A 21,864-nucleotide genomic window follows, 5' to 3' on the forward strand; every position below is an offset into this window, starting at 1 on the left:
AGCCGATTATCGACCGCAGCGTCCACATCTGCCGCAACCGCCACACCGGCCACATCCGCCACATCTGCCGCAGCCTCCGCAACGGAAGCATCCGCCGCAGCCAAAACAGCTAAAGAAACATGAAAAACCAAAGCCAAAACAGCCTCCAAATCCTAGGAAAAGCCGCTCGTCATTCGGATCATACATGTTTTGATCCCAGGAAACGGGCTGTGTCGCCTGGAAATCACCTACATTCAAATGTTGAAGTTCATTATGAAAATTATTCATCTTCTTCATTACCTCCTAAAAAAGTTACCCAAAGTCTCTCCCGACTAAAAACAATTGAGCTCTCTAAGAAAAATTTCAGTCATATAGGTTCATTCACTATAAATGTGAACACTCCCAAACAATTTATGTCATTTTGCTGGGTATTGTTACTGATGCATAAGCCTATTTTATAGGGACATGACATAAAGAAGATGGTTATCTGGGAACTGTTCACTTCCTACTGAGCATTAACCCTCCCGACATCTCTAAAAATCAGATTAAATTACTTCAGCGTTTTTGATACACTACATATAGAAAAAGAGGTGATTGGTTCATGGAAAAAATGACGGTCGCAGAACAGCAGCAATCAATTGAGGCGTTTCGGTCAGTCATACGTAAATCGGAAAACGCTCTCGCTAGTATGAAGACAGGTGCGCCACAGACAAAGTTGCTTGAGAAGCGATTGAAAGCAGCCCGGATTGGTGCCGATGTACTTGACGCACATTGGGAAGGCAAGGATTTGGATGTCAGCAATGAAGATTTATTAGAGGCAAAAGAGGTGCTCGGAGGTTTACTGCTGACGCTTCCTTCCTTTCTTGAGAAGACAAAACCAGGAAGTGGACAAAGAACCTACATTGAAAGGAGGATAAAGGCATTTCAGATAGCAGTTCTTTTCCTTGATGATTCGATTAAATAAAAGAGCCGGCATCCGCCGGCTCTTCTTAAGTCTTATTTATGGTTCCTGCAAACTCCTCTTAAATCCTTCATCACTTCTTCTTTTTCCTCCCATGAGTAAATCGATGCGCTAGCCGCGAGTGGATGACCTCCACCATTGTACTTCTTGGCGACAGTGTTGATGACAGGACCTTTCGAGCGAAGGCGAACCCTGATCTGGTCGTGTTCTTCGATAACAATCTACAGGACATCTTCCGTTCACCTGATGTTCGTTTCCTTATATAAAGATGTTGAATTATTTTATACTACTCGATAAAAACATCGAGGCATCCTCATTCATAAAGATGCGATGTCCATGATGGAATGTCTTGATTTCAGTCGACTTAAATCCCGCATCGGATAGTCTCTCTTTCAGTTCTTCATGGTTAAAACCGTTGTGAACCTTCGGATGGTAGACACGGTCGTTTTTGTCAAAGTCAACAATGATGAGCTTGCCGCCATCATTCAGAATGTTGGACAACTCTTGTAAGATGTTTTTTGTATCTGGAATATGAAGAAGGACGAGTGACATTAACACGATGTCTGCCTTAAGTTCAGGAGTTCCTTGTGTAAAATCTGAATAAAGGACATCAGCGTTGGTGATCCCTTTTTGAGAGATTTTCGCTTTCGCAACATCCAACATTTGTTCGGATGAATCGACCAACAAAATGGAATCGACTAAATCTGTTAATGCTAAGCTGACTAGCCCGGTACCACTCCCGTAGTCGATCAGAGATTTTGAATTGCTATCTTGTAATTCCTGTTTTACTTCCTTAACGATTACTTTAGCCAATTCCTTTCTATCTTCTGTATCGTATCTTTTAGCCATCTCTTCAAAAACGTTCTGTTCCATCTTCCACTCTCCTATTCGTAAACATTCAAGCTATGTGGTGGTCATGATTTCACCATACATCAACCTAACTCATTTACCTAAACAGAAGAAGCCGGCATCCGCCGGCTCCACCAAAACTTACCCATGATTCCTGCACACGTCTCTCAAATCGCTCATTACTTTTTCTTTCTCTTCCCAAGAATAAATCGAAGCTCCTGCTGCCAATGGATGTCCGCCGCCGTTATATTTTTTGGCGATGGTGTTGATGATTGGTCCTTTGGAACGGAGGCGGACCCTGATTTGATCACTTTCTTCAATGAAGAAAACCCACGCTTTGATGCCTTTTACGTTCCCCAATGTGCTGACCAGTAAAGAAGCTTCTGAAGGAATGACCTGGTGCTGCTCGAGTATTTCTTTCGTCATGACCATGCTTGCACAGCCGTCCCCATCCATCTCGAAGTTCTGAAGGACAAATCCGTGCAGCTTGATGACATTGGCATCGATCTCGTACATTTTGTTGAATAGTTCATTACGGTCAAAATCAAAGCGAATCAATTCGCCTGCGATATCAAACGTATTCTGGGTTGTACTTGGATAAAGGAACCTTCCTGTATCTCCGACAATCCCGGCAAATAAAAGTCTTGCGCCTTCATCAGATAGTGTTAATCCTTTATCCTTACCGAACAAGTAGAACTCATAGATCATTTCGCTTACTGAGCTTGCGGATGTATCGATCCATAAATAGTCTCCGTATGCATCTTCATTGGGGTGATGATCGATTTTTACGAGCTTATCCCCTAACTTATAACGACTGTCACAGATACGTTCTTCATTCGCCGTATCGCAAACGATGATTAACGCTCCTTCGAACACATGGTCTTCAATGACATCCAGGCGTTTTAAATAATGAAGGCTTGCATCTTCTTGCCCGACGGCATAGATCTTTTTATCCGGGAAGGACGTTTTCAGCATTTCCACCAGGCCACCCTGGGATCCGTATGCGTCAGGATCCGGGCGGACATGTCTATGTACAATAATCGTTTCATATTGTTTGATGAGCTCTAGTATTTGTTCTTTCATGGGAATCTCCTTTGTAGTGGATTTTTTATTTGGCATTCTGTCCTGATATCTGTAAAATAGTAGCGAGAGAAGTCAACGATGGAGGACAAAACTATGTATTTTCTCGCACTACTGATTGTCGTAGCATTCACCTTTTATGTCTTTTATAAAATCAGACAGGTCCGAACGAATCGACCAATGGAAAAGAAATGGTTATCGGCGAAGGCAAGCATCGCACTAGGGCTATTTGTTGCCCTGTTTGGGATCAATCAGCTGTTTTTATTCCCTGGGACGCTGACGTATTTCATCGGCGGTCTTTTCATCCTGATTGGACTTGGGAGCTGCTGGGCTGGGTATAAGTTGTACAAGCACGTGCTTCCTTATGCTCAAAGGGAAGCAAAGGAATTGGATAAGCAATAAATACGACAAAAGACTGGATGTTCATCCGGTCTTTTTTTTGATTACATAGCTTTTGTTTATCCAAAAACTCTTTTAGTGTCGATCAATCAGCTGACAAATCATCAGGGATTTCCCTACCATTACACCTTCACAATAGACTTCTACATCCACTTTACCAAATTTCCTCCCGACGTCGAGCACTTTGGGGTGAATTTCGAGCATGCTCTCCATTTGGACGGGCTTGATGAAATAGATGGTCATGTTTTCGATGACGATATCGCCTTTTTTGTAAGGCTTCAACGCACGATTGGCCGCTTCGGTCATTAATGTAGTGAACACTCCATAGGAGATCGTCCCGATACCTGTGGTCATCTGAGGCGTCACGGCGAATTGGTAGACTTCTTTATCGCCCTTCTTTTCAGCTGCAGCCTCCACTGCGTTACTGATCAGATCATCGATCGTTTCCCCAACCTGTGGCTGCCTTTGGATCATTTGCAGTGCCTTCAATACATCCTGACGGCTGATGATTCCCTGGAGCCTGTTTTGTTCATTCACGACGGGAAGCAATTCAATTCCTTCCCAGATCATGATATGGGCGGCTGAGGCTACGCTTGTATTCGGGCTGACGGTGATCGGCTGCTTCGTCATGATCTTATCGATCCCTGTATACTTTTCCTGCCCCATGACGTCTTTCGAGGTGACCATCCCATGTACCTTCAGGTTGTTATCCACTACTGGGAAACGGCTGTGGAACGTATACTGATTCTTTTCGTACCATTCCTCCAACGTATCATTGATATGCAGGTAAGCCGTGTCATCCGCTTTTGTCAAAATATCTTCTACTAAGATGATTTCCTTTTTGATGAGCTGATCATAGATCGCCCTGTTGATCATGGTTGCCACTGTAAAGGTGTCGTAGGAAGTGGAGATGATTGGAAGTTCCAGTTCGTCTGCGAGCTTCTTGACATGATCTTCTGTATCGAATCCACCGGTGATGAGTACGGCAGCCCCGGCTCTCAGTGCATGTTCATGGGCCTGTGTCCGGTTCCCGATGATCAACAGGTTCCCTGCTTCCGTGTATCTCATCATCGCTTCAAGCTTCATCGCACCGATGACAAACTTATTGAGCATTTTATGTAATCCCGTTCTTCCACCCAATACTTGTCCATCAATGATATTGACCACTTCTGCATAGGTGAGTTTTTCGATGTTATCTTTCTTCTTTTGTTCGATCCGGATCGTCCCGACGCGCTCGATGGTGCTGACGTATCCTTTGGTTTCGGCATCCTTGATCGCTCTGTATGCCGTTCCTTCGCTTACGGTCAATGCTTTTGCAATTTGGCGGACGGAGATTTTTTCACCGACTGGTAAGGTATCTATGTAGTCTAATATTTGTTCGTGTTTAGTAGCCAATGCTTTTCACCCTTCTTTATAACGTCCTGGTTTATATGTTTATTATAATGTGAAAAGCTTGGTGTTTCAATTTAATCGGGGCTTTCGGTGGTGAAAGCCCCACTTTAGATTAGAGAGTGCTGGTTGATTTCCGCTGCAGGGGCTCGCTTTCCGCGGGGCCGGCGGTGAGCCTCCTCAGCTGCGCTTCCGGGGTCTCACCTGTCCGGCTATTCCCGCAGGAGTCGAGCCCCTTCCGCTTCAATCAACTTATTGGGTTTGCAACTTCTACCTTTAAGAAGCACCACTCCCTCCCTAAAACTCAACCAAACGACCTTGATTTCACTCTGCGAACCGGTGTAGATTTCAACTTCTTGCCTTTACCCTTACTTGTTCCTTTAGGTGTGTATAGTAGGGCTGCGAGATTTCCTGCTGCGACGAATGTGGCGAGGACGAGCCAGCTGATGGCAAAGGTGCCTTGAAGGCCTTCAGCGAAAATGGACATGCGGGGAGCTCCGTAGTAGATGAGTGCTCCTGTTACGAGTAAGCATAGTATATATCGTTGTTTCATGCGTTCTTCCTCCTCTCTGGGCTTGTATCATGTATATGCGAGTGAGTGGAGGATATTGTGTAAACATGAGAAAAAGGGTGATGCGAATGCACCACCCTTATTTTATTAGTATTCGATTACGTCTCCGGCCTTCATGATTTGCCCTTCAGAATCCTCGAGCAGCTCGATGAATTTGTTTGGATCCTGCTTGATTGGCGGGAATGTATCATAATGGATCGGCACGACTTTCTTCGCTTTTAAGAAGCTTGCTGCCGTGGCCGCATCTTCAGGTCCCATTGTGAAATTATCCCCGATTGGAAGGAAAGCAAGGTCAATCGGATGTCGTTCCCCGATTAGTTTCATGTCGGAGAATAATCCTGTATCCCCTGCATGGAAGATGGTTTTTCCTTCAATCATTAAGAGAACGCCTGCTGGCATACCCATGTAGATGATTTCGTTGCCGTCTGTGATGAGACCTGATCCGTGGAAGGCTTGAGTCAGCTTCACTTTACCGAAGTCAAATTCATAGGCTCCACCGACGTGCATCGGATGGGTCTTCACTAATTGCCAGCTTAAGTACGTAGCCAGTTCATGATTTGCAATCACCAATGAGTCGTTTTTCTTCGCAAGCTCGACGGTGTCACCTACGTGATCGTTGTGACCGTGTGTAAGGATGATGACATCCGGCTTTTCGTCATCCACTTTAAGATCTGTCAGTTCGTTTCCATTGATAAATGGATCGATTAAAATCGTTTTACCGTTTGTTTCGATTTTCACTACTGAATGTCCGTGATATGAAATCTTCATTTTGCATCTCCTCCAAATAAACTTATCTATTTTTCTTTCTCTCGTTTGCTATTTTATGTTATACCCCAATTTTATAAAAATAAGCGAGTAGTAGCAATTAAGTTGTTGTCTCTACTCATATAAAACAGTAATAAAAAAACCAAGGTAACCCTTGGTAAGTATGGTTTTCTATTTTACAGCTGATTGATCATCCGTTTCCTTTTCCAATACATTCACGATATAATCTTTGCCCCACTCATACATAGCCTCTAAGATTGGCAACAGTCTTTCCCCATGCTCGGTAAGTGAGTATTCAACTTTTGGTGGAACTACAGGATAAACTTCTCGGTGTACGATTAAATGATCTTCAAGTTCGCGTAATTGGTTTACAAGCATTCTTTGGGTAATTCCCGGCATAAGGGACTTTAATTCACCAAATCGTTTCGTTCCTTCCTTGCCTAGATGCCATAAAATTAACATTTTCCATTTACCACCGATTACGGCGAGCGTTAATTCTTTCTCACAGTTAAAACTTTTCTCTCCTAAATTTGGCATTTACGTCAACTCCCCTTTATTTCATCCAATAGTATACTTTTTGTCACTATATGCGATAAAAGTGCGTACTTTAAATTTATTTACATACTGATTATACTAAACAGCATGCTAGTGAGTAAATACATTCTCATGACAACACTTAGCATAACCAATTAAAATTTATGATAAGGAGCGAATATAAATGAAATTACAATTAGCATTAGATCTTGTAGATATTCCAGGAGCCATTGCATTAGTAAAAGAGGTAGAAGAGTATATTGATGTTGTAGAAATTGGTACACCTGTGGTGATCAATGAAGGCCTTAAAGCAGTGAAAGAAGTAAAAGCAGCATTCCCTGACTTAACCGTATTAGCGGACTTGAAAATTATGGATGCAGCTGGATATGAAGTAAGCCAAGCCTCTGCTGCAGGTGCTGACATCATTACGATTCTTGGAACGGCAGAAGACGAGTCAATCAAAGGCGCAGTAGAAGAAGCCCGAAAACAAGGGAAACAAATCCTTGTTGATATGATTGCCGTCAAAGACGTTGCCGCCCGTGCGAAAGAATTGGACGAACTTGGTGCCGATTATATTTGTGTACACACAGGTTATGATTTGCAAGCTGTAGGAAAAAATTCCTTTGAAGATCTACACACGATCAAAAGCGTTGTGAAAAATGCCAAAACGGCAATTGCCGGTGGAATCAAATTAGAAACACTCCCGGAAGTTATTAAAGAACAGCCTGACCTCATCATTGTAGGTGGCGGGATCACGGGCAAAGAAGATAAAAGAGCGACTGCACGTGAAATGCAGGAATTAATTCAACAAGGGTAATGAAACGATGAAGTCTACTCAATATTTAGCCAAAGTCGTGGAAGAATTAAGTCAAACAGTACACTTAATCTCTGATGAAGAGGCAGAGAAATTAGTAAACCAGATATTAGAATCCAAGAAAATCTTTGTGGCTGGTGCCGGCAGATCTGGATTGATGGGAAAATCTTTTGTGATGCGAATGATGCACATGGGGATTGATGCCTATGTCGTTGGGGAAACAGTAACAGCTAACTTAGAAAAGGATGATCTATTAATCATTGGATCAGGTTCAGGAGAAACCAAAACGTTAGTGGCCATTGCTGAGAAAGCAAAAAGCTTGGGAGGTACCGTCGCAGCAATAACCATTTCTCCTGATTCAACCATTGGAGAATTAGCTGATTTGACCGTTACATTACCAGGAGTAACGAAAGACCAGTCCGAAGGTGATTACAAAACGATCCAACCAATGGGCTCTCTATTTGAGCAAACGATGTTGTTATTTTATGATGCCATCATCCTGCGATTTATGGAGAAAAAGGGATTGGATTCTACTAAAATGTATGGGAAACATGCAAATCTCGAATAGAGTAAAAAATACGGAAAAAGCCACATTTCAGGATGTGGCTTTTTCTGTGTATTCCCATTTTGTTATGTAAAGTATTGCAGTCCAATCAACTTAAGGCATAATCTCTACTATATTTACATAAAAAAGCCGACTGAACATTTCCATGCAGTCGGCTTCGTGGTGTTATTGTTGCTCTAATTGTGTTCTTGTGTCTGAGTAGTCTACAGCGTGTGCTTCGGCTACGGCTTGGTATGTTACATATCCATTCAATGTGTTGATACCTTTTAATAGCGCTTCGTTGTCTAAGCATGCTTTTTTGTAGCCTTTGTTTGCGATTTGAACCGCGTAAGGCACTGTTACGTTTGTAAGTGCGATAGTAGACGTACGTGGTACGGCACCAGGCATGTTAGCAACGGCATAGTGTACAACGCCATGCTTCACATAAGTTGGATCGTCATGAGTCGTGATGCGGTCCGTTGTTTCGAAGATTCCACCTTGGTCGATGGCGATATCAACGACAACTGATCCAGGCGTCATCGCTTTGATCATGTCTTCTGTTACCAATTTAGGTGCTTTCGCTCCCGGAATCAGAACAGCTCCGATGACAAGGTCTGCTTCTCTAACAGCTTGTTCGATATTCAGCGGGTTGGACATAAGCGTTGTTACGTCGCTTCCGAAGATATCATCCAGCTGACGAAGGCGATCCGGGTTAAGGTCAAGGATGGTTACGTTGGCACCAAGTCCGACAGCCATTTTCGCTGCGTTCGTACCTGCAACTCCTCCACCGATGATCGTTACTTTACTGCGGCGAACCCCAGGGACACCTGAAAGTAACACACCTTTACCACCGTGGATTTTCTCTAAGAACTGAGCACCGATTTGAGTCGCCATACGTCCAGCCACTTCACTCATCGGAGTCAATAATGGAAGGGCACGATTCAGTTCAACCGTTTCGTACGCGATTCCAATCACTTTATTATCGATTAACGCTTTCGTTAATTCAGGTTCTGGAGCAAGATGTAAATATGTAAATAAGATAAGTCCCTCACGGAAATAAGAGTACTCACTTGGAAGCGGCTCTTTTACCTTCATGACCATGTCCATGGACCATGCTTCCGCTGCAGAATCAACGATGTGTCCACCTGCTGCTACGTAATCTTCGTCTGTGAATCCTGAGCCTAATCCAGCTCCTGATTCGATGTAAACCTCATGTCCAAAAAGAACCAGATTCACAACACCTGCGGGAGTCATAGCCACCCGATTTTCATTATTTTTAATTTCCGTTGGTACACCAATACGCATACTAAGCCAACCTCCTAAATGCACTATTGCTCCTTGGAGCATTTACTTCCTAAATATAACACTATTCATATATAATAGCGAAGGGCAATTACTCACCCTGTAAGCACTTACATTCTAACAAATAAATAAGGAAATATCTCTATTTTTCTTTAATAAATTTAAAGATTATTTCTTCGCTTTTTTCCAAAAATTCTTTAAAATAGAAACAGTGCATCTTAGTATACCCAAAGGAGACTTTTTCATGAAACAACCCATGATCGAACGGCTCGGACTTGAAAAGGTCCCAACCCAATTAAAATCAACCACATGGATCGAATACTTCATCATACAGCTCGCTTTTTCCGTAAACGCAGGAAACTTCCTCATCCCGGCACTGGCTGTCCTTGAAGGCGGACTATCCTTTCAGGCAGCCTTTACAGCAACCGTACTGGGAGCAAGCGTCGCCTTCCTATTCGTATCATTCTTATCTCTTCCGGGCTCCCGCTACGGCCTGCCCGCTCAATACGTCCTGAGGTCCATCATCGGAACCCGGCTGTCGATGCTCATCGCATCCCCCATCCGGTCCCTGACGTCCCTTTACTGGTTCAGCGTCCAAACCATCGGAGGAACCTTCGTCATCATCTCCATGGTGGAAAAAGTCACACCGTACACCATCCCATTCGTCCCCGTCGCCATCGGACTCGCCATCATCATGACCCTTCTGGCACTCATCGGCTTCGAAGCCGTCAAAAAAGCGACCAAACTATTCATCCCGATCCTCGTGATCGGCCAGGGAATCATCCTCTACCTATTCCTAACCAAAGGAGCCGATTCCCTCACAACACTAAGCCAAGGCCAGGAACCATTCTCCATCGGAACGTTCCTATTCTACTCAAGCCTCGTCTTCGTCCAATACATCTCAGGCGTCAGCGCATCATCCGACATCACCCGCTACAGCAAAAGCGACCGCCACGGATTCTGGGGCCTGTACGCTGGAAACATCGTCGGATTCATGATGACCGCACTACTTGGAGGATTGAGTGCCAGCTTGTTCAAAGACCTCAACCCATTCGTGGCAGCGAGTCAACTGACCGACTCCAGCCTGCTTCTCCTGGTGATCACGGCTTGTGCGATGGTATCGATGATTTCTATTAATCTTAGTAATGCGTATACGGGGGGATACAGTTTGCTTAATGCACTGCCCTCCCTGTCGCGGATTCAAAGTGCCATGTTATTCAGTGTCGCGGGGATTATTTTAAGTTCGTTTCCGCAGCTGGTTTACAATGCGCAGGAGTATATTTCTTATCTGGGGATCTTGATTATTCCGATATCGGCGATTGTGGTGGCTGAATATTTGGTTATTAGGAAAGGGAAGATTTCTGAGAGTGCGCTTGTTCGGCTTGCGAGTGGGGAGTCGAACTTTAATCGTGAGGCGTTGGTTGTGTTGGGGATTGGGATGGTGTTTTATTTGGTGATTCCTGATTCGTTTTCGCCGGGGTTTAGTTGTTTTTTGGTTACTTGTGTTGTTTATGTATTAAGTAAGATGCGAGGTAGTATGGAAGGACAGGAGGCTGTTCAGAAACTTAGTTAAGGAAAAAGAGTGAACCAATATGTTCACTCTTTCCTGTTTAACAAACTCCAATTAGTGGAGATTGCGAATTACCTAGTCCCTCTGCTAAAAATATTGTATCAGTATCTCAAAATTATGCCCGACACTAGGTTTAATTAATATATCGAATTAACTACACACAATGATAATTCAATAAATCAATCTAAACTACTTCGCTGTCGAGGATTGTTAGCAATGGATTCAAGAATGGATAACGCTGATCGGTAAATTTTCTTCTTATTCGTGGCTGATTGTGGGTTAAATTCGTCAAATGGCTGCAAGTGGTTTTCTTGAAGGTAAACAGTTAATTATTCTTGTGATAACTGGATCCCTTTTGTTTCTAATTCCAAGTATTGTATATTGTTCATTTGTTCATCTCCTTTGGAAAATAAAAACACCCTCAAATTAATGAGTGTGTTTAGGTGATTTTTAGTTATTCTTCATCATCATAATTTTTTATTGACACACTAATCGTAAACTTAGTGGCAAAATTATCTTTTAAAGTCACTTGGTCAGGATTAGGGTCTAAAACTTCAACAATAACTTCTTTATTTTGGTTTATAGCCATGTGTGAGGCTTTAACTTGATCAAGTTTTCTTTCTAACTCTTTTTTACTACTAGCATGTGTAAATGTAATCATATCTGACATTTGGACACCTCCCTTCATCCTACTAATTTCGACACAAAGGGATTTTTTTCCTTTTATTCACCTTCAAAATATGAAAAGTCTACTTCTTTTACAACAAATTTTTTCTTATTTGTAACACCAATATTATTTTCTATCATTAACTTTGCTAATTTTCGTCCATCAATTAGTATTATCTTTTTTCGTTCTAATCTATCAACATATTCTTCAGCACCCTTAGAAAAACTAGATGTTGTAATAAATATACCTTTACTTGCACCTTTAGCATCTAGTGCTCCTGAAAACCCCATAACATCTGGTCTTCCTACAGTATTCTCCCAACGTTTTGCTTGAACATAAATATTATCAAGACCCAATTTATCTTCTTTTATAACACCGTCTAATCCACCATCATTTGTTTTTTCAGTAACTTCACCATCTCCATATCCCATAGATGTAAGTAGCTCAACAACTATAGTTTCAAGCCTTCTCCAATGAGCTTGTTTAAGATGATCAATTAAATCATTAATTAAATCTGTTTCAATCTCTTCAACCTTCTCTTGAATAATTTCAAAAGGATCGACTACTTTTTCAAGTTCTTCAATTTCATCTACTCTCTCATCAGAACTATCATTTAATAACTCTAGTCCATCTTCAGTAATTTGATATGTAAATTTACTAACTTCTTCTATATACTCTTGTTTCTTAAGTGAATATCGGGCTGACCTCATTCTTGTCATAAATATACTGTCTTTACTATTAGAATAAGTAACATTTCTTTGTTCTTCATCTAATTTGAACAGTTTCTCAACCTCTGCATTTATCATAGAAGTAGTATAAGGATTTCCATCTTTTAATGCTGATAAGATAGGAATTACCAACTCTTTTTGAGATGGTAGGGAATCAGCTATGTATTGATCATATTCAATTACATGAGGAACTGATTGACTATTAATAATCTCTATTAATGCCTCTTCATTCTCTGGAATACCATTTGCTCTAATAATTTCGTGTATTTGATTTGCAGACATTCCTTTTTCATTTAGTCTTTTAATGAAGGACAAAACTCTAATTGATTCTTGATTAAAGTATTTGTTCTTTCCTTCTTTAACCATTGGAATATACTCTTTAAACTTCTTTATCCAACTTCTCCCTGTACTTTCAACCCAGCCAACCGTTTCAGACAACTTCTTCTGATTTATATAACCTTTTTTCACAAATAGCAGCCCCTACTAATTTTAGTTATATTTTACCATAATAATAGACTATGTAGACTCTATTACAATGGTGTTTTGTTAAAATACAGTATAGTAACTAGATGTCTCCAGGTTATAAACAACCTTCCTACCAAATTTAACCACCCTTGAAGAAAAATGGTGTCTGATCATTAACGCTTCATCGTACCGAGGGTCTGACCCCATTATTACGTCCTTTTCACCGTACGAAGACACTTCGGAATCATTATCTGTCCTCTTTCACATAATTCTCCATCCAATTTAAATAACCCCTACTATGTTGCCAAGCAGATTAATGAATTGGGGTTATATCCTCGGTACGTTATAGCATTAATGTATCTAGGGACTGACCTAAAAGACGTGTAAAACGGGGTCAGACCCTCGGTACATTAAAGCATTACCGTATCGAGGGTCTGACCCCAATATTTACTAATATTTCAGACTTCACTTTATGACTCAATAAAAATGCACTCCTATTATTCTTTAACGATATTAACCTTTAAATCTTGTATCATTGTTTCTTTTATACTTTTTTCACCTAGAAGCCAATATCAATTCCTACAAATCCCAGTTTGGAGTTTTCAACATATAATCTTCCCTAATAATTAAATCATAAATTAGATCCTCCCCACCTGTTTCGTTTAATACGTGTTCCATCGCATCTTCAAATGAAGTACCGTGTGTAAGCATTAATTGCCTTCCTTTATCTAGAAATTCTTCATAACTATAGTGCATGTTACTTTGAAGTTCTCGTATAGTACACTTTGCTACTAGAGGGTGTTGATAATTAGATGTTGAAAACCCTTCAACAATCCTGTAGTTCCCTTCTGTGCTCCTTTCAGCTCCTTCTAAGCTACCCGATTGTTCATTCCAAGGTGGCAGTTGACCAAACTTCTTTTTATAACTTTCTAGTAATATTCCTTCAACTAATTTTACATCTCTTTTAAATTGTTCATCATTAAAATATGAAAGCTCAACTTTTACTCCTTTGAAGACTTCTTCAACATTTTTACGTATCACGGGTTGGCAAATAGAAGGCATCGTTAGTATAGAATATCCAATTTTCTCATTGTAATTAAAATAATTAATTATCTTTTCATATTTGCAACTAGTCGGACGTGTGCGTATAATGCCGTTGTGTTGTTTAAACCTTTCAGCTAAGTTAACTGCTAGTCCTATATATAAAATTTCTTTTGTTTCAAAATTCCAAAAACTATATATACCAGAAGAAGCCCATCCCCAGTCTAATAAAATCGGACTGCACAAATCATTTAAAGCTTCTACTATAGATGTGGCATCATCTTTAGTATAAGCATCTTGTATGATAGTACCAAACCTCGCTCCAAAGATATAACTTGTTGCTGGGTCGTTATTTAATCTAGACCTATTAATTATATCCATTATATCCATAAGACCACATCCTCCTCTTTTAGTTATAAAATGCATTAAATTACTTATTTCTCAAAAATCCCTAACATACCTAAAATATAAAGGTACTATCTTACAATAAAGCAATTGCTACTAAACTTCTTCTTACTAAATATGATATTATATAATTATCCTAAAAACTCATCCAGTATAACCTTTATTTCTTTAGGTGTTTCAACTACTACATTTTGTTGCTCTTCCACCCACATGCAGACAAACCCCATTCCTCTTAAAGGTTTTTCGCAGATGAAACCCTTCAATGTTAAATATTAAGCTACAGCGATGTTAACTGTGTCTTCGTTCATTACAAATTTGTCTGGTTTCTTTTGAATACTATTTTTTATGGGCATACAACTTTTCCCTTTCATTAAAAAATTAATCCGGTCCGTCCTAGTCTAAAGGTATGTATCTTTCTTTTAATCGATGTTATTAGATCATCAATTGATTTTAATATACTAACATAAACTCCGACACTAATATGTAAAAATAATCCAAATGCCTCAATAGATAAATTTCATTCTGCTTTTAAATACTAAATTTCAAGTAGCGTTAGACCGACCCAATTATATTCTAGTAGAATGTGATGTAAGGTGTCTTTCTTTTTTAGGTTGGATAGGGCTAGCTATACTTCTTACCGCTCTTATCCCTGATTCTGACTTCCTTGGATGCAGAAAAATTTTATCAGCAGGGGTTTTCGAATCTCCTATTTATTTTCCTACAAAAAACCCCTTTTACAAAACGAACGAAAGGGGCTGCCTATCACAATTATTTTACCTATTCCTCAACACTCTCCTCCGTAACCAACTTCAACGGTACCGGAATCTTTTCTTTCACTTTCTTCCCCTGCAATACATCAGACCCAGCCTGAACGACCAACTGACCAATCTTCTCAGGCTGCCGAGCAACAGTCGCAGATAGGTTACCATTCCGAATGCTAGTCATCGCATCTTCATTCCCATCAAATCCAACAAACATGGGGGTCTGACCCTTGGTACATTAAAGCATTACGGTATTGAGGGTCTGGCCCCCAGTACATTGATACTTCAACACACCTAAGGTCAGACCCCATTACCCAGTCTTTAAACCGTAGCAAGTGGAATCCCGAACTTTTAAAAGCACCCTGGATAACACACTATTTAATTTCTATGTAATCTTTAATTGGTTTCTGAAGTTCATTATTATGAAAAGCGTTAACAAAGTTGGCCTGAAAGTAAATTAGATTCTCTGAATAATATCCAAATCCTTTCCAAACTGAATACCCTAAATATAGGAGTAACAGAATGATTAATACCGTAAATAAATTGTGACCATATATATATATTAGTATGCATACAGTTATTATAGATAATACAATTGAGACCAAAAGCGCTCCCAAACCATGGATGGTAGATAACATATATCTATATCGCTCAGAAACATAATCTCGATGATCTTTATCGCTTAATATTAATTGTTTTTGCCAATGAAACTCAAACATAAAGTATGCCTTATGATGGTCAAACCTATTTTTTTCAATGCCTTTAATTCCTTCTGGATGTTCAATGATATCGAACAATTTTTCCATTATTTTCGAAGATTGTTTGCTGAATATCCAATTAACTGAAAAATACATTTGGTGCATTAAATAGCCCAATACAATTCCAACAAACCCTAAAGAAATCATTATTCCAAGTAACTGAGTAACAGTAAATTCATTCCCTAAAAACAAGTTATTACCGTATGAAAGATAGCAGACATAGCTAAAAACAATAAACACCCATCCAGGAATACCCCATCTAATCAAATATTTCGTCTCAAAATTCATCATACTTACTCTCTCCTTTGTCTAATATACTTTATACGACAAAAGAACCATTTCACCTTCTTTACCTCCTACAAAATTATTAGGATTAGTTCTCCGATACATTAATGCTTTAACATACCGAGGGTCTGACCCCAATTTCAAGGCTTATAGTCTTCCTCAATAGCGCACGGTTGTAAAAAATACTTTCTAATGAATAGTATCGTTGTACGGTGCATTACATAAATCTATTATTATTTATCGAGAGTATTCAACATCAGCGCCAATTAATTAAGATTATCATCCTTGTAATAAAAAAACTGCCTGTATTTGTTTTATGATTTAAAGAATAACTGATTACTAAAGCTCTTTGGATATCCCTTTTTACAAAACCAAAGGGTATTTTCCTTTTGGCTAGTTCCTTAATAGACCAGTGCTTTATCAACTTACTGTCCTTTTTCAGGAGCAAGATACAAGGCATAGAAACAACTAACCGTTAGTTTCGTAGTTATTTATCCTTCGAAGTTTCAATCTAAATAGGATATTATTAAATATAAAGATACAAAGGGAGGGATTGATATGGAAGAAATTCAAGAAAAAATGCATCTTCGCTTAATAGAGAAAAAATTACAAAGTTTTTCGGGATTTGTTTTTGAAGAACACGCAAGGTTTTTATTGAAAATTATTGATTCTAGATTTACGTTTACAAGGCTTCGCATAGATGGAAAGATTGATGGTTATAAAAGAATCGCAACGAAGAAAAAATTTGGTAAAGAGAAAGTTATTGAGATTTATTCAATGTATGGTAAAGAGGCGTGGACTAACCCAGACTATAAAAAAATAGCCAATGACCTTGATGATGCAATAGACTATGCAAAGAAAAGAGAGTATCGTATTAAAAAATGGAGTCCGGTTATAAACTTTGAATTAGAAACAGAATTCAGACATCAAATGGAAGAAAAATGTGAAGAGTTAAATATTAATTTTGAAGAAATTAATCCAACCATACTTACCACTAAGCTAACTACACCAGATAAAATATTTACTGCTGCCTGCTATTTCAATGCAACTGATTCTCCTACATTGCCTTTTTCAACCTATTCATGTCATCAACTAGGTAAAAGAGCCTTAGAAAGTATTTATGAAAACCAAGGTAAACCTAATACTGATGAAAAATTCGAATTGTTGAAAGAAATTGTTTCCACAATTCTTAAATTCTCATTCTTAGATAATAAGGTGAAATATAATATAGAATTTTACCCAACAGTAGGTAAAAAAACCAATATCAATAAGGATTTTATTTATAGTTATAAATTATTCGATCGCTCCTTTTTACCAGTAGAAAACGTAAAGCCGGGAAATTATTTCTCCAAAGATAAGGATGGTTATATTATTTTACAAATACCAAACTTAGTTCCTATATATTCCCTTTGTATTGAACTTGAAAAACAATTAGAGAAAAGTGGAACTTTCAATATATCTGAGGCATTAGAAACGTGTTATAAATATTCACAAGGACTTTCCTTTAAAAAAATAACTTAAAAAAATACGAAAAAATGTATTCTAATTAATTCATACTTTTCATCGGTAACTTTATCTATTTTTCTTAGTTTCTGCTGTTCATTAATAACTGACAAAAATAATCTATTTCTATTTAATAAACGGTGTAAGTGGCATCATCCACTTTACCAAACCTTAATTCACCACTGTAAAAAATCCTTGTCACTTGGGTTCACAAAAGGGAAAATTTGATCATATATAGGAATATCGGGGTCAGACCCCCGTTCCATTAATGTATCACTGTTACGAAGGTCTAACCCCAATATCCTCCTGTACGTCAAACTGCTCATCCATAAACACAATCAGCTCGTCTCGACAACTCGATCAAGCTGAATCGCTCCATCGCCACGTAATCCATCAGTGTCATCAGCAAGCCTCGCCCCCACCTGCCAACGAAACGTCCAATCAGCGCCTCCAGCCTATCTACATCCTTAACGTCTCTAATGGCGGGGGTTTTGATGTTGTTGTTCTCTAAAATCTATTCTTTCTCTAAGTTCTTAAGTCTGTTTGCAGGTCATTTCCGCACCCGATTCACATGCTTTTCGCCGCAAGAAGACCTTCCGGAATCTGGTCAATTCCGGAATCTCAAATTCGTTTTTCACAAATATTCCTACCCAATACAAATAATCCCCACAAGTGACATTCTTCCTCAACCTATACGTAATTACATGCCCATACTCATACTTCTCAGACACCGACCATTTACTCGAAGGCTGAATCCGCGAATGCAAATACTCATTAATCTTGTTCCCTCTGTAAAATATCACATCTCGAAACTTTCTAATTGATCTGATATACTTGCTTTCCCCAAGAACCATACACCCGACCTGAGCCTCTTCATTCAAAAGAATCCACGCATACAGGAGAATACTTTCTAGGGGATAGTATTTATTTAAGTCCAACCCACTTTGTATTAATTGTCTTGATCCACTCATTTGTTTCACTCCTGTATCAATCTGTATTCAACTTTTATATAGAGAGGTGGGCTGGGAAAGGATACCCTTGGAGTGCAAACCGGAGACGGTTCTTACTTTACTTTTTGGGCAAATCCTTGGGGATCGTCTAAATGAAAAGGTAGTGACGGAACCGTCCCCACCTACTTTGAAACCAAGCATAAAAATACTATTTGGAGCATAGATTAGAAACTTAAAAATTATGAATACACAATTTTACTTTTGTTCGAGACAACTAAAGTGTGACATACATAAACAACTTACCTGTGACTCTAGGAAAAGTATAAGAAAAGGCCCAGAGCATCTTATCTGTTATCGCTCTTGGCCTTATAAGCATTAATCTTCTAGTCCATCCATGTTTCAAAGAATATTTAATTTAGTGATAAATTAAGCATTAAAAACTAATATCGTCAACATGCTTACTCAAGTTATCAAAATGTTTATGTTTATTAATTTGGTCTCTTTCTTTCTTAGCTTTTTGATTTAACTTTTGCTGCCTGTATTTCTCATTTGCTTCGTTTACCGCAAGAACTAATGTGTCTCTATGATAACTCTTTACTTCTTCAATTGTTGTGCCATTCAAGAAAATCTTTTCACCACGGACTTCTGCAATACCTGGTCGATGCATCATGGTAAATCGAGGAGGGTGATTCCAACTGGCAATAAAATATTTTGACCAATCATATTCAGGTCTTTTATTGAGTTCAAAAGGAATGCTATACAAAGCTGACCCTCGTGATCCATCCTTTTTGGGAATAGTTACTTCATCTACAATAATCCCTAGAATTTTCACATCAACATCTTCATCTTGACCTTTCTCACTGATTAAAAGTTCAGATTTAGATACACCAAGTCTTTTCGCTAGTCTTTCTTTTGCATCCACACTATTGTTTTTCTTCTTTCTTGAGATTCCAAGTATGGTTGTTAAAAGATCAGTGTAACTTAGCTCAAATTTCTTACTATTAATGTCGTGATTTAAGTCAACGTATAAGTTTCCCTTAAGAAATTCAGGTGATACTGAATTCCAGTCTCCACCAACATATATTGGAATGAATTTTTTAATATGTTGGTTCATTGATACGGATGTAGCCATTAATTTTGCTTCGTAGCCGCTTCCACCTAGTCGACCATCAGCTTTTCTTTTATAGCCCTCAGAACAGACCACTAATACATAATCGGATTCTGTAATCGCCTTCTCCATATAAAGAGCTAATTCGTCCCCTGGTTTTAAATCCCATTGATCCAGCTTAACTTCAAGACCATCCTCTTCTAACATTCCAGCGATTTGTTTGACAAATTGTTTATGCTCATCACTTTCCCAAGAGTATGATATGAAAATCTTTTTCAAATTACCCACCTCATTTTAAAATTAATTAGTGATAATTATAACGGTTTTCAATAAGAATTAGGAATATTTTTCAATATTAAATACAAAAAATGGGGTCAGACCCTCAGCTCATTATCGCTTCACTTTGTCGAGGGTCTGACCCCTAAATCATTTGGAGCAACCGCAAACAAGAAAAGCTGAATTCTTTTCTCCACTAATTTTATCAACAAAGTCACCAAAAATACAAACAGGGACAAGGCGGTAGCCTTGTCCCTGTTTAACACTATTCGCAGTGAACCTAACACTCTCTCACCTTATATGTGCCAGTCCCCCCGCTGTTCTTATCTAAGCACGCAATAATGCTCCATTTGGCTCTTTTAACTCCTGCTCTACTATTTGATTCACCTTAGAGAAGTGGTCCAGAAATTGTTGTGCCAGCTCTTGTTCCTCCGTGCCACTTTTCAATGAAACGATGTCGCGCAGAATCTGAGCCATCCACGAATTATCAAAATAACGATACTTACCTGTATTCCAAGTCGTTTTTTGAGGGGATTTTTCATTGACATAGTACTTCCAAAAAGACATCTGCTTCGATTCCTCGTCTGAAAGTTTGAGTCTGTAATGGGAATGGGCAGGAATATTTCCATCTTCACAAAGTTTACCGATGAAATGATCCTTCACCATATAGACACCTAATATCCGTCTGTCTTTTTCAAGCATGCCGGGATCGACAGCTGTCAGCAGGACCGCACTGTTTTGGTGTAAGCGACTGGGCTTGTTTGGCTTGCCCTTATTATTACCACTTTTAATTTCACCAGAGGAAACCGTCCAATCTGAAAAGGTGCTACTCTGTTCTTCTGTATCGCACCTGTAAACCATCTGCGATTCGGGATGAAGTTTATGATTTTTCATAAGTTTTTCATGACCCACTCGAAGCTCCTGGTATTTTCTTTGTCGTTCCTTTTCCTCTTGCTTCTGCATTTCTTCCTCTTTGAGTTCCATTTCCTGCTCGTGTAAAATTTTTTCAAGTGAATTGGCAGCACTTTTATCATGTAGTTTCAAGTGTTGTCCAAATACATCCGGGTAAACAAATTTTTTATTTTCCGAGGCGAAATGTATTTCAACTACCGTATCATTATGTTTAACGATACTTCCCATACCAAACCGCTCATGTGTAACTTTCTTATTGATTAAATTCAATATATTAGTCCTCCTTGTATAATAACTCGGGTACTATTGCCTGAAAAGCTCACAAAAACTGTTTGAATTTCCCTTCGAAATAAATAAGATAGATAACTAAACGTTCAATGTAAAAAATCACCAGATAATAATCATACCATTTTTTTGATAAAAATACAACTTCAGTGTTGACAACCTATTTTATTGCGAGGTAAAATGTAGTTTTGTTCAAATCTTGATGACTGGTACACCCCTTAGTTTTTTGGTTTTTCTCGTCAAAATCCCCGGTTGAAGATCACTTTGGAGGAGAAAATGAAGAGCAGGTTTGTTATCTTAAAGATGATTATTTCTGTTGCCTTAATCACCTGAAAAACAGGGCGACCCCCAACTCAATTGGAGCAAACGCAAGCAAGAAAAGCTGAATTCTTTTCTCCACTACTTTTATCAACAAAGAAAAAAACCTCATTCGTCCAAATACACGAATGAGGTTTACCACCACAATTTATTCTGAAGAGTCTTGTATATTCTCCTCCGTCACCAACTTCAAAGGCACCGGAATTTTCTTTTTAACTTTCTTCCCTTGCAACACATCAGCCCCAGCCTGCACAGCCAACGAACCAATCTTCTCAGGCTGCTGAGCAACAGTCGCAGACAGATTACCATTACGAATGCTAGTCATTGCATCTTCATTTCCATCAAATCCAACGACTAAAACGTCACGACCAGAACTCTGGATCGCCTGTAGTGCTCCCAATGCCATTTCATCGTTATGAGCAAACACAGCTTTGATATCTGGGTTAAACGGGGACGGATCCAATTTGACTTTTTGCATTAATCTGGAAAAGCGCCCTTTCAACTAATGACCTTATCAGCCATTGATGATAAAGACCTGAATTCTCCTCTTCACCTAGTAGAAAATACACTCTTCCAAGTCCTCGACCCAGAACTCCTCCGTATGAACTACTCAAACATCATGATTACATCCATCCTGCCTATGAA

21 protein-coding genes and 2 pseudogenes are annotated in these 21,864 nt (G+C 39.2%); 6 read left to right on the top strand and 17 right to left on the bottom strand.

Annotation, left to right across the window (positions count from 1 at the left end):
- Window positions 1-6: 6 nt before the first annotated feature.
- Window positions 7-276, bottom strand: coding sequence for a heterocycloanthracin/sonorensin family bacteriocin (locus tag ACCB35_RS16565; protein ID WP_367379317.1), 270 nt, complete (start codon window positions 274-276; stop codon window positions 7-9).
- A 304-nt stretch (window positions 277-580) separates the two neighbouring features.
- Between ACCB35_RS16565 and ACCB35_RS16570 the strand changes: the two genes are divergently transcribed.
- Window positions 581-943 (top strand): hypothetical protein, encoded by a 363-nt coding sequence (locus tag ACCB35_RS16570; protein WP_374054543.1) that lies wholly within the window; start codon window positions 581-583, stop codon window positions 941-943.
- Window positions 944-975: 32 nt separating this feature from the next.
- Here the strand turns inward: ACCB35_RS16570 and ACCB35_RS16575 are convergent.
- The 3 genes and pseudogenes from ACCB35_RS16575 to ACCB35_RS16585 all read right to left on the bottom strand — a co-directional run.
- A pseudogene (locus tag ACCB35_RS16575) lies at window positions 976-1,155 on the bottom strand (bifunctional oligoribonuclease/PAP phosphatase NrnA); the annotation flags it as partial.
- Window positions 1,156-1,216: 61 nt separating this feature from the next.
- Complete coding sequence (locus tag ACCB35_RS16580; protein WP_374054544.1) at window positions 1,217-1,813, bottom strand: class I SAM-dependent methyltransferase; 597 nt, start codon at window positions 1,811-1,813, stop codon at window positions 1,217-1,219.
- Window positions 1,814-1,930: 117 nt separating this feature from the next.
- Entirely contained in the window at window positions 1,931-2,872 is a 942-nt protein-coding gene (locus ACCB35_RS16585; RefSeq protein ID WP_374054545.1) for a bifunctional oligoribonuclease/PAP phosphatase NrnA, read from the bottom strand.
- Between the two features lie 93 nt (window positions 2,873-2,965).
- Between ACCB35_RS16585 and ACCB35_RS16590 the strand changes: the two genes are divergently transcribed.
- A complete protein-coding gene (locus ACCB35_RS16590) occupies window positions 2,966-3,271 on the top strand; it encodes a YtpI family protein (RefSeq protein ID WP_044339353.1) in 306 nt (101 codons plus the stop codon).
- 72 nt (window positions 3,272-3,343) lie between these two features.
- Here ACCB35_RS16590 and ACCB35_RS16595 read toward each other — a convergent pair whose 3' ends face one another.
- The 4 genes from ACCB35_RS16595 to ACCB35_RS16610 form a co-directional block, all read right to left on the bottom strand.
- Window positions 3,344-4,663, bottom strand: coding sequence for a DRTGG domain-containing protein (locus ACCB35_RS16595; RefSeq protein WP_044339354.1), 1,320 nt, complete (start codon window positions 4,661-4,663; stop codon window positions 3,344-3,346).
- Window positions 4,664-4,961: 298 nt separating this feature from the next.
- Window positions 4,962-5,210, bottom strand: a complete 249-nt coding sequence (locus tag ACCB35_RS16600) for a hypothetical protein (RefSeq protein WP_374054546.1) — start codon at window positions 5,208-5,210, stop codon at window positions 4,962-4,964.
- A gap of 105 nt (window positions 5,211-5,315) precedes the next feature.
- The gene (locus tag ACCB35_RS16605; RefSeq protein ID WP_374054547.1) at window positions 5,316-5,996 is read right to left on the bottom strand and encodes a metal-dependent hydrolase; all 681 of its coding nucleotides are present in this window, start codon (window positions 5,994-5,996) and stop codon (window positions 5,316-5,318) included.
- A 168-nt stretch (window positions 5,997-6,164) separates the two neighbouring features.
- On the bottom strand, window positions 6,165-6,530 hold the full coding sequence (locus ACCB35_RS16610) for a winged helix-turn-helix transcriptional regulator (RefSeq protein WP_374054548.1): 366 nt from the start codon (window positions 6,528-6,530) through the stop codon (window positions 6,165-6,167).
- 181 nt (window positions 6,531-6,711) lie between these two features.
- Between ACCB35_RS16610 and hxlA the strand changes: the two genes are divergently transcribed.
- Both hxlA and hxlB read left to right on the top strand, forming a co-directional pair.
- Window positions 6,712-7,344 (top strand): 3-hexulose-6-phosphate synthase, encoded by a 633-nt coding sequence (gene hxlA, locus ACCB35_RS16615; RefSeq protein WP_324744922.1) that lies wholly within the window; start codon window positions 6,712-6,714, stop codon window positions 7,342-7,344.
- 7 nt (window positions 7,345-7,351) lie between these two features.
- The gene (hxlB, locus tag ACCB35_RS16620) at window positions 7,352-7,909 is read left to right on the top strand and encodes a 6-phospho-3-hexuloisomerase (RefSeq protein ID WP_374054549.1); all 558 of its coding nucleotides are present in this window, start codon (window positions 7,352-7,354) and stop codon (window positions 7,907-7,909) included.
- 162 nt (window positions 7,910-8,071) lie between these two features.
- On the opposite strand, the gene ald is transcribed toward hxlB, so the two are convergent.
- The gene (gene ald, locus ACCB35_RS16625; RefSeq protein ID WP_148970863.1) at window positions 8,072-9,190 is read right to left on the bottom strand and encodes an alanine dehydrogenase; all 1,119 of its coding nucleotides are present in this window, start codon (window positions 9,188-9,190) and stop codon (window positions 8,072-8,074) included.
- Window positions 9,191-9,431: 241 nt separating this feature from the next.
- On the opposite strand from ald, the gene ACCB35_RS16630 reads away from it, so the two are divergent.
- Window positions 9,432-10,760, top strand: a complete 1,329-nt coding sequence (locus tag ACCB35_RS16630) for a cytosine permease (protein ID WP_374054550.1) — start codon at window positions 9,432-9,434, stop codon at window positions 10,758-10,760.
- 451 nt (window positions 10,761-11,211) lie between these two features.
- Here the strand turns inward: ACCB35_RS16630 and ACCB35_RS16635 are convergent, their stop codons facing one another.
- From ACCB35_RS16635 to ACCB35_RS16655, 5 genes are all read right to left on the bottom strand, one after another.
- Entirely contained in the window at window positions 11,212-11,427 is a 216-nt protein-coding gene (locus ACCB35_RS16635) for a hypothetical protein (RefSeq protein WP_374054551.1), read from the bottom strand.
- Between the two features lie 53 nt (window positions 11,428-11,480).
- Entirely contained in the window at window positions 11,481-12,620 is a 1,140-nt protein-coding gene (locus ACCB35_RS16640; protein WP_374054552.1) for a restriction endonuclease, read from the bottom strand.
- Between the two features lie 576 nt (window positions 12,621-13,196).
- The gene (locus ACCB35_RS16645) at window positions 13,197-14,048 is read right to left on the bottom strand and encodes a GIY-YIG nuclease family protein (protein ID WP_374054553.1); all 852 of its coding nucleotides are present in this window, start codon (window positions 14,046-14,048) and stop codon (window positions 13,197-13,199) included.
- A 792-nt stretch (window positions 14,049-14,840) separates the two neighbouring features.
- On the bottom strand, window positions 14,841-15,041 hold the full coding sequence (locus tag ACCB35_RS16650) for a hypothetical protein (protein WP_374054554.1): 201 nt from the start codon (window positions 15,039-15,041) through the stop codon (window positions 14,841-14,843).
- Between the two features lie 157 nt (window positions 15,042-15,198).
- On the bottom strand, window positions 15,199-15,873 hold the full coding sequence (locus ACCB35_RS16655; protein ID WP_374054555.1) for a hypothetical protein: 675 nt from the start codon (window positions 15,871-15,873) through the stop codon (window positions 15,199-15,201).
- Between the two features lie 552 nt (window positions 15,874-16,425).
- Between ACCB35_RS16655 and ACCB35_RS16660 the strand changes: the two genes are divergently transcribed.
- Window positions 16,426-17,388, top strand: a complete 963-nt coding sequence (locus ACCB35_RS16660; RefSeq protein WP_374054556.1) for a hypothetical protein — start codon at window positions 16,426-16,428, stop codon at window positions 17,386-17,388.
- 1,365 nt (window positions 17,389-18,753) lie between these two features.
- On the opposite strand, the gene ACCB35_RS16665 is transcribed toward ACCB35_RS16660, so the two are convergent.
- The 3 genes and pseudogenes from ACCB35_RS16665 to ACCB35_RS16675 all read right to left on the bottom strand — a co-directional run.
- Window positions 18,754-19,707 (bottom strand): toll/interleukin-1 receptor domain-containing protein, encoded by a 954-nt coding sequence (locus ACCB35_RS16665; RefSeq protein WP_374054557.1) that lies wholly within the window; start codon window positions 19,705-19,707, stop codon window positions 18,754-18,756.
- A gap of 324 nt (window positions 19,708-20,031) precedes the next feature.
- Window positions 20,032-20,886 carry a malate synthase gene (locus ACCB35_RS16670; RefSeq protein ID WP_374054558.1) on the bottom strand — a complete coding sequence of 285 codons (855 nt, stop codon included), beginning with the start codon at window positions 20,884-20,886 and terminating at the stop codon, window positions 20,032-20,034.
- 481 nt (window positions 20,887-21,367) lie between these two features.
- A pseudogene (locus ACCB35_RS16675) lies at window positions 21,368-21,664 on the bottom strand (substrate-binding domain-containing protein); the annotation flags it as partial.
- Window positions 21,665-21,864 lie beyond the last annotated feature (200 nt).

Source organism: Rossellomorea sp. FM04394 (assembly GCF_041889765.1).
Classification (GTDB): Bacteria; Bacillota; Bacilli; order Bacillales; family Bacillaceae_B; genus Rossellomorea; species Rossellomorea aquimaris_B.

Excerpts from the sequence above, each read along its gene's own strand:
- ACCB35_RS16565 (WP_367379317.1), bottom strand. The coding sequence starts at position 276 with ATGAAGAAGATGAATAATTTTCATAATGAACTTCAACATTTGAATGTA.
- ACCB35_RS16570 (WP_374054543.1), top strand. The coding sequence starts at position 581 with ATGGAAAAAATGACGGTCGCAGAACAGCAGCAATCAATTGAGGCGTTT.
- ACCB35_RS16580 (WP_374054544.1), bottom strand. The coding sequence starts at position 1,813 with ATGGAACAGAACGTTTTTGAAGAGATGGCTAAAAGATACGATACAGAA.
- ACCB35_RS16585 (WP_374054545.1), bottom strand. The coding sequence starts at position 2,872 with ATGAAAGAACAAATACTAGAGCTCATCAAACAATATGAAACGATTATT.
- ACCB35_RS16590 (WP_044339353.1), top strand. The coding sequence starts at position 2,966 with ATGTATTTTCTCGCACTACTGATTGTCGTAGCATTCACCTTTTATGTC.
- ACCB35_RS16600 (WP_374054546.1), bottom strand. The coding sequence starts at position 5,210 with ATGAAACAACGATATATACTATGCTTACTCGTAACAGGAGCACTCATC.
- ACCB35_RS16605 (WP_374054547.1), bottom strand. The coding sequence starts at position 5,996 with ATGAAGATTTCATATCACGGACATTCAGTAGTGAAAATCGAAACAAAC.
- ACCB35_RS16610 (WP_374054548.1), bottom strand. The coding sequence starts at position 6,530 with ATGCCAAATTTAGGAGAGAAAAGTTTTAACTGTGAGAAAGAATTAACG.
- hxlA (WP_324744922.1), top strand. The coding sequence starts at position 6,712 with ATGAAATTACAATTAGCATTAGATCTTGTAGATATTCCAGGAGCCATT.
- hxlB (WP_374054549.1), top strand. The coding sequence starts at position 7,352 with ATGAAGTCTACTCAATATTTAGCCAAAGTCGTGGAAGAATTAAGTCAA.
- ald (WP_148970863.1), bottom strand. The coding sequence starts at position 9,190 with ATGCGTATTGGTGTACCAACGGAAATTAAAAATAATGAAAATCGGGTG.
- ACCB35_RS16630 (WP_374054550.1), top strand. The coding sequence starts at position 9,432 with ATGAAACAACCCATGATCGAACGGCTCGGACTTGAAAAGGTCCCAACC.
- ACCB35_RS16635 (WP_374054551.1), bottom strand. The coding sequence starts at position 11,427 with ATGTCAGATATGATTACATTTACACATGCTAGTAGTAAAAAAGAGTTA.
- ACCB35_RS16645 (WP_374054553.1), bottom strand. The coding sequence starts at position 14,048 with ATGGATATAATGGATATAATTAATAGGTCTAGATTAAATAACGACCCA.
- ACCB35_RS16650 (WP_374054554.1), bottom strand. The coding sequence starts at position 15,041 with ATGTTTGTTGGATTTGATGGGAATGAAGATGCGATGACTAGCATTCGG.
- ACCB35_RS16655 (WP_374054555.1), bottom strand. The coding sequence starts at position 15,873 with ATGATGAATTTTGAGACGAAATATTTGATTAGATGGGGTATTCCTGGA.
- ACCB35_RS16660 (WP_374054556.1), top strand. The coding sequence starts at position 16,426 with ATGGAAGAAATTCAAGAAAAAATGCATCTTCGCTTAATAGAGAAAAAA.